Annotated in this window: 8 protein-coding genes; 5 read left to right on the plus strand and 3 right to left on the minus strand. The window is 77.4% G+C overall.

Translation table 11 applies throughout. The features are described 5' to 3' along the window. Positions 1 to 307, plus strand: a 307-nt coding sequence (locus ABEB16_RS10925; RefSeq protein ID WP_345712282.1) for a helix-turn-helix transcriptional regulator, incomplete at its 5' end; no start/stop codon positions are given. A 9-nt stretch (positions 308 to 316) separates the two neighbouring features. Here ABEB16_RS10925 and ABEB16_RS10930 read toward each other — a convergent pair. After that, positions 317 to 1,147 carry a nitroreductase/quinone reductase family protein gene (locus ABEB16_RS10930; protein WP_345712283.1) on the minus strand — a complete coding sequence of 277 codons (831 nt, stop codon included), beginning with the start codon at positions 1,145 to 1,147 and terminating at the stop codon, positions 317 to 319. 363 nt (positions 1,148 to 1,510) lie between these two features. Further along, complete coding sequence (locus ABEB16_RS10935) at positions 1,511 to 2,464, minus strand: EamA family transporter (RefSeq protein ID WP_425560162.1); 954 nt, start codon at positions 2,462 to 2,464, stop codon at positions 1,511 to 1,513. Between the two features lie 80 nt (positions 2,465 to 2,544). Between ABEB16_RS10935 and ABEB16_RS10940 the strand changes: the two genes are divergently transcribed. After that, the gene (locus tag ABEB16_RS10940; protein ID WP_345712288.1) at positions 2,545 to 2,997 is read left to right on the plus strand and encodes an Lrp/AsnC family transcriptional regulator; all 453 of its coding nucleotides are present in this window, start codon (positions 2,545 to 2,547) and stop codon (positions 2,995 to 2,997) included. Between the two features lie 62 nt (positions 2,998 to 3,059). Continuing rightward, positions 3,060 to 3,731 carry a pyridoxamine 5'-phosphate oxidase gene (gene pdxH / locus ABEB16_RS10945; RefSeq protein WP_345712285.1) on the plus strand — a complete coding sequence of 224 codons (672 nt, stop codon included), beginning with the start codon at positions 3,060 to 3,062 and terminating at the stop codon, positions 3,729 to 3,731. Positions 3,732 to 3,774: 43 nt separating this feature from the next. Here the strand turns inward: pdxH and ABEB16_RS10950 are convergent, their stop codons facing one another. Next, entirely contained in the window at positions 3,775 to 4,077 is a 303-nt protein-coding gene (locus ABEB16_RS10950) for a hypothetical protein (protein WP_345712286.1), read from the minus strand. 325 nt (positions 4,078 to 4,402) lie between these two features. On the opposite strand from ABEB16_RS10950, the gene ABEB16_RS10955 reads away from it, so the two are divergent. After that, positions 4,403 to 5,806: an ATP-binding protein gene (locus ABEB16_RS10955; RefSeq protein WP_345712287.1), complete on the plus strand. Its 1,404-nt coding sequence runs from the start codon at positions 4,403 to 4,405 to the stop codon at positions 5,804 to 5,806. A gap of 166 nt (positions 5,807 to 5,972) precedes the next feature. After that, positions 5,973 to 6,723, plus strand: a 751-nt coding sequence (locus tag ABEB16_RS10960) for a pullulanase X25 domain-containing protein (protein WP_486335979.1), incomplete at its 3' end; no start/stop codon positions are given.

Genomic DNA, 6,723 nt, shown 5'->3' on the forward strand with positions numbered 1-6,723 from the left:
CGCCGGGGACATCGCCGTGACCATCGAGCCGGCCGGCCCGCCGGAGGTGCTGCCCCTGGTCATGGCCGCCCACGGCCTCACCGCCCGGGAGGCCGACGTCGTGGGGGCGATGCTGCGCGGGGACAGCACCCAGGAGATCGCGCAGGCGCTGCACCTGTCGCCGTACACGGTGCAGGACCACTTCAAGGCGGTGTTCGGGAAACTCGGCGTCAGCAGCCGGCGGCAGGTCGCGACCCGGGTGTTCTACGGGCACTACCTCGACCGCTACGGCGGGGACCTCACCCCGGGCGGCGGGCACGCGGGGTAGGGCGCGGGCTCACGCCCCGGCCCCGTCCAGCACCGGCAGCAGGTGCGCCTCCTCGTAGTCCAGGTGCCGCTCCACCTCGGCGACGAGCACGTCCACCTGCGCCAGCACGTCCTCGCCCCCGCCGCCGGAGCCGGTGACCTCCTGCAGCCGCTCCAGCAGCACCGCGATCCCGGCGTGCTCGGCGCGCAGGCGGTCGACGACGGCGGCGAGGTCGGGGTGCTGCGCGGCCAGGGCGGGCAGCATGCCGGCGTCCTCCATCGTGTGGTGGGTGTGCAGCCCGGCGCACACGGTGAGGCAGTTCACCCGCAGCTGCGCGCCCAGCGTGCCGCCCGAGGCGGCGACCTCGCTGCGCACGAGGGCGAGCTCGCGCCGCAGCGCGCCGTGGACGCCGACGAGCGCGGCGCCCCACGACGTGGCCGTCGGGGTGGGTGGGCCGGCGGGTTCCAGCGCGACGACGGGGATCACCCGGTGCGTGCGGTCCTGGTGGTCCTGCCAGCCGGGATCGGTCTCCACCGCGCGGGCGAAGGCGGCGTCGCGCTCGGCACCCTCCAGCACGACGGCGCGGGCCTCGTAGCGGAACACGCCGTCCTCGACGGTGGCGACGGGCTCCGCGAGCAGGTTGCGGAACCACTGCGGGTGCCGGTCGGAACCGGCGGCGGAACCCAGGACGAGCAGGCGCTCGCCGTCGGGCAGGTAGCCCAGCGGGACGGTGTGGGGATTTCCGGTGCGCTCGCCGGTGGTCGTGACGAGCACGAGGCGGGAGTTCTCGAACGGTGGTCCGACGCGGCCGCCGGAGGCGCGGAAGTCGGCGACGATCTGGTCGTTGGACGGGTTGGGCACGGGGGTTCTCCTCTGCACGGGTTTCCCGCGGCGGCGCGCGGGCAGGTCGGGGTGGTCCGCCGGCGCGCGGGCTGCACGGCAGGCGGACGGGACGCCGCGCGGTCGCGGCGGGGGGCGGTGCGGTGGGGCGCCCCGAGGCGGGCGCCGAGGACGTGCGCGACGGAACTGCACGGCGGGCGGGAGCCGGTCCTGCGGCGGGCTGCGCGCCCGCCGCGTCCTCACTCCGCCGCCGGGCGCCCTTCCCGTGCGTGGCGAATCGCCGACCCGGCAGTCATGGGACGACCCTAGTACCGCACCGGCACGCGCGGTAGGTGCTGCTCGTGCCGGTGGGTGCTGCCGTCCTCCGCAGCGGCGGGGCGGCGTTCACGCGGAGGTCGCCCGCGCGCGGTGCGAGGCCACACCGGCGATGACGAGGAGCACCCCGGCGACCTCGGGGGCGGTGGGGACCTGGGTGAGGACGAGGACGCCGATCACGGTGGCGGTGGCCGGCAGCAGGGAGACCATCAGCGCGTAGGTGGCGCGGGGGAGCCGGCTCATCGCCAGCTGGTCGCAGACGTACGGGACCACCGAGGAGGAGATCCCGACGCCGGCGCCGGCGGCGAGCACGATCGGGTCGTGGACGGCGGGCAGAGCGTCGCGGACGCCGATCGGCAGGGCGACGACGGCGGCGGTGAGCAGGGACAGGGCCAGCCCGTCGATCCCCGGCACCTGCTCGCTGCGGGCGACGCGGTGGCCCAGGACGACGTACCCGGCGAACAGCACGGCGTTGGCCGCGGCGAAGGCGATCCCGACCGGCTCGGCGACGAGCCGGACGTCGGTGAGGAGGTACACCCCGGTGACCGCCAGCAGCAGCGCGGCGACGTTGCGGCGGGTCCGGGCGGCGAACGCGGCGAGGGCGATGACCGGCAGGAACTCGATCGCCGCGACCGTACCGAGCGGGAGGCGGTCGATCGCCAGGTAGAAGCAGGCGTTCATCACCGCCAGCAACGTTCCCCACCCCAGCAGCAGCCGCTTCGTCGCGGCGTCCAGCCGCCGCCAGGTGCGCCACGGGCGGCGCCACAGAGCGAGCACCAGCGCCGCGGAGGCGATGCGCAGCCAGGCGACGCCGAGCACGTCGACGCGGGCGAACAGCAGCACCGCGAACGCCGGGCCCAGGTAGTGGAAGACCGCGCTGACCACGAAGCAGGCGTGCGGCGGGATGCGCCCCCCCGTGCGCACGCCGCTCCCCCGGGACGGCGCCGGGAGCGCGGGCGCGCGGTGGGCGTGTCCACCGGTGGTCATGCACCTGGGATCGAAGGACCGGGGTGCGAGCACCATGAGCACCCGAAGGTCGAGGAGGCGGTGTGCCTGCGGGAAGAGCCCCGAGACCACCGGACGGGTTTCCGGGACGGAGGTCCCTGCTGGACGAGGTCAACCAGCGCGTCCTGGACCTGCTCGTCGCCGACCCCCGCCTGAGCGTCGCCGAACTCGCCCGGCGGATCGGCATGTCCGCCCCCGCGGTGCGCGAGCGGGTGAGCAGGCTCGAGGCCGCCGGGGTCATCCGCGGCTACCGGCTCGAGCTGGACCCGGCCGCCCTCGGGTTGCCGGTGACGGCCTGGGTGCGGCTGCGCCCGGGCCCGGGCCAGCTGCCCAAGATCGCCGCCCTCGCCGAACGCACCCCCGAGGTCGGCGAGTGCTACCGCGTCTCCGGTGAGGACTGCTTCCTGCTCAAGGTCCACGTGGCCAGCGTCGAGGCCCTCGAAGCGGTGCTCGACCGCTTCCTCGTGCACGGGCAGACCACCAGCTCCTTCGTCGTGTCCACGCCCGTGCCACCGCGACCGCCCCGCCCCGGCACCCGGCCGGGGCGGTAGGCCGGAGCAGCGGGCCGCCCGCGGCGCTGCGGACACCCCGCCCGCCCGGGCAGGATGGGGCCGTGGAGGACCCCGCGGCCCGTCGCGTCGCCTACGAGGACAGCCCGCTGCGCGAGGCGGACCTCGCGCCGACCCCGCTGGCGCAGTTCGAGCGCTGGTACTCCGCCGCGGTCGCCGCCGGCCTGCCCGAGCCGAACGCGATGGTGCTGGCCACCGCCGGCCCGCAGGGCCCGAGCGCGCGCACGGTGCTGCTCAAGGGCGTCGACGCGCGCGGCCTGTCGTTCTACACCAACCGCACCTCCCGCAAGGCGCGGGCGATGGCGGCCGAACCGCGGGTGGGGCTGCTGTTCCCCTGGCACGCGGCGCAGCGGCAGGTGGGCGTCGTCGGCGACGCCGAGGAACTCCCCCGGCAGGAGGCCGCGGTGTACTTCGCGTCCCGGCCGTGGGGCTCGCGGATCGGCGCCTGGGCCAGCGAGCAGTCCGCCCCCACCGCCTCGGCCGAGGACGTCCAGGCGCGCTGGGCGCGGTTCGCGGCGCGCTGGCCGGACACGGGGTCGGCCGACGACGTGCCGCTGCCGGAGCACTGGGGCGGGTTCCTGGTGCGCCCGCGCGAGGTGGAGTTCTGGCAGGGCCGGCCCTCGCGGCTGCACGACCGGCTGGTGCTGGTGGCCGTCCGCCCCCACGCAGCGCTGGACGACCCGGCGGGCTGGCGGCTGGAGCGGCGCCAGCCGTGAGCGCACCCGGTGGCGCGGCCGGCCCGCGGCGGCGCCGGGCCCCTCAGGCCGGCAGCACCACCGGGCGCGGCAGCCACGTGGCGTGGGCGCGCAGGTCGACGACGCGGTCCCGGCTGCTGACCAGGCCCAGGAACCACACCTCCCGGTCCTCCTCGTGCGGGCGCGGCCCGACGTAGGCGCGCACCCGGCCGGCCGCCGCCAGGACCCGCGCGGCATCCGACACCCGCGCGCAGGGGATCCCCGTGACCTCGGCGACCGCGTGGGCGGACAGGGCCCCGCGGTGCTCGGCGTACCAGGACAGGACGTGCTCGAGCACCGCGCGCTCGTCGGTGGTGAGCTTGGGCACGGGAACCTCCGGAGCCGGGGGACGCTGGGTGGCCGCCGTCGACCGCTGCGAGCATCGCAGCGCGGCGCGGGGGGCGACCAGGTCCGGGGAGCAGCCGTAACCCAGCGGTTCCGCGGGGGCGCCCGGGTCACCGGCGCGTAGCCGTGCGGGAACGGGGCCGAAACACAGCGCCCGGTACGTCCGTTGAACCTTCCACCACTCAGCGCTCAGGGTTGCGCCCGCGGCGGCCGATGCACCCTGGGCGACACGCACGGCGCACCCGAGGACCGCGCCCACGACACCGCGTGGCGCCGAGACGAGCGGCGAGGAGAGGATCCGTGTTCCGATGACGTCCATGACGACGTCCCGCCCGGCGCCCGGGACCGACGGCCCCGCCGCTCCCCCCGCCTGCCGGGTCGAGCTGGGCAGCGGCCCCGCCGCGGCCGGGCGGGCGCGCCGCGCGGTGGTCACCGCGCTGGTGGCCGCCGCCCGCAAGGACTGGGCCGACGCCGCGGAGCTGGCCGTCAGCGAGCTGGTGACGAACGCCGCGCTGCACGCCCGCACGGCCGTGGAGCTCACCGTGTGGATCGGCGGGGGCACCGCCCGCGTGGAGGTCCGCGACTTCAACACCGCCCTGCCCGCGCAGCGCAACTACGGCGAGCAGGCCACCACCGGCCGGGGCATGGCCCTGGTCGCCGCCCTCAGCAGCGCCTGCGGCGTCACCGGCCTGCCCGACGGCAAGGTGGTCTGGTTCGAGCTGGCCGCCGCCGAGGAGCCCTCCGAGGAGGACCTGCTGGCCGCCTGGGGCGGCGACGAGTGGGACCTGCCCGCAGCGGCGGCGCCGCAGGCACCGCGCACCACCGCGCAGGAGCTGCACGAGGTGCGGCTGCTCGCGGTTCCGGCGGCCCTCTGGCTGGCCACCCGCCAGCACCACGACGCGCTGCTGCGCGAGCTGACGCTGTACGCCGCCCAGCACGAGGTCGGCGTCGACTTCACCGAGGTGGAGCGGGCGCGGCAGACGTTCTCCGCCGCGGTCGTCGCGGCGGTCCGCGACGCCGAGGCCCGCGCACCCCGCCCCGCCCTGCCCGAGGGCCACCCCGGCCTGCTGCCGGGCGGCGCGGGCTCCGTGGACGTCACGACCACCGTGACCGGCGACGCCGGGCACGCCGCCGCCGCCCTGCAGGACGCCCTGGACACCGCCGAGCGCCTCGCCGCGGAGGGCGAGCTGCTCGCCTTCCCCGGCCAGCCCGAGGTCGTCGCCGTGCGCGACTGGCTGTGCGAGCAGGTGCAGAGCCAGCTCGCGGGCATCGCCCCCCGCCCCTGGCCCGGTGGCGCGCAGGAGCGCTTCGAGACGGTCGGGCGCACCACCGCCGCCCCCGGGGAGCTGCCCGCGGCCGTGCGGGTGGTGCGCGACAGCGACCGCGGTGCCGTGGCCGCCGACGAGGCGAACCGGATCGTGGCGGTCAGCGCGCCGCTGGCCGCCGCCCTGGGCTGGCGGGTCGAGGACCTGCTCGGCCGCCGCATCGTGGCGCTCATCCCCCCCGCGCTGCGGGAGGCGCACGTCGCCGGCTTCTCCCGCCACCTCAGCACCGGCCAGGCGCGGGTGATCGGCGTGCCCCTGACGCTGCCCGTGCTGCACGCCGCCGGCCACGAGGTGCCCTGCCACTTCATGATCGAGCAGGTGCGCAGCCCCGCGGGCCGGCCCCTGTTCGTGGCGTGGATCGAACCGGTGGAGGACGGCGCGCGGTGACGGCGGGGTCCGGCGGCCCCGACCGGCGGGCCGGCCCGGACAGGCCCGCCGACAGCGCCTGCAAGGTTTGCAGGGTTCTTGCAGCGGCGGACGGCGCGCCCTAGCGTGCCGCGGGCAGCACGCCCCGTCACCAGGCCGCCCGTCGACGCGCGGCCGAGGAGGTCTCGTGATCCGCCGCTCCACCCTCGCCGCCCTCTGCACCGCCCCCGCCCTCCTCGGCGCGGCCCTCGGTGCCACCACCGCCCCCGCCACCGCGGCCACCCGCACCGCCACCCTCGTCGGCTCCCTGCAGTCCGAGCTCGGCTGCCCCGGCGACTGGCAGCCGGAGTGCGCCGCCACCGCCCTGCAGCCGGTCGCCGGCTCCGACGGCCTCTACCGCGCCACGTTCGACGTCCCCGCCGGCAGCTACGCGCTGAAGGTCGCCATCGACGGCTCCTGGGCGGAGAACTACGGCGCCGGCGGCGCCCCCGGCGGGGCCGACATCCCCCTCACCGCCCCCGGCGGCCCGATCACCTTCACCTACGACGACACCACCCACCTGCTCACCGACGACCTGCCCGACCCCCTCCTGACGGGCAGCGCCGCGCACTGGCTGGACGCCGCCACCATCGCCTGGCACCTGCCGCCCGCCGGCGCCGGCGCCACCTACCGGCTGCACTCCGCACCCGACGGCGGCATCCAGGTGCGCGACGGGCAGGTCGTCGGCGGCACCGCGACCACGCTGACCGCCACCGGCACCGCGCTGCCCGCCGACCTCGCCGCGAGGTTCCCGCACCTGGCCGGCGACGTCGTGCTGCGCCTGCCCGCCGGCGCCGCCGCCCGCGCCCGGGAGCTGCTGCGCGGCCAGCTGCTCGTCAGCGCCACCGACGCCTCCGGCACCGTCACCGCCGCCACCGCCGTGCAGGTGCCGGGCGTGC

It is taken from the genome of Kineococcus glutinatus (assembly GCF_039542765.1).
GTDB classification, from domain to species: Bacteria; Actinomycetota; Actinomycetes; order Actinomycetales; family Kineococcaceae; genus Kineococcus_A; species Kineococcus_A glutinatus.

Bases quoted from the DNA above. Each gene is read 5' to 3' on its own strand.
- ABEB16_RS10955 (WP_345712287.1), top strand. From the start codon at position 4,403: ATGACGTCCATGACGACGTCCCGCCCGGCGCCCGGGACCGACGGCCCC.
- ABEB16_RS10935 (WP_425560162.1), bottom strand. From the start codon at position 2,464: ATGGTGCTCGCACCCCGGTCCTTCGATCCCAGGTGCATGACCACCGGT.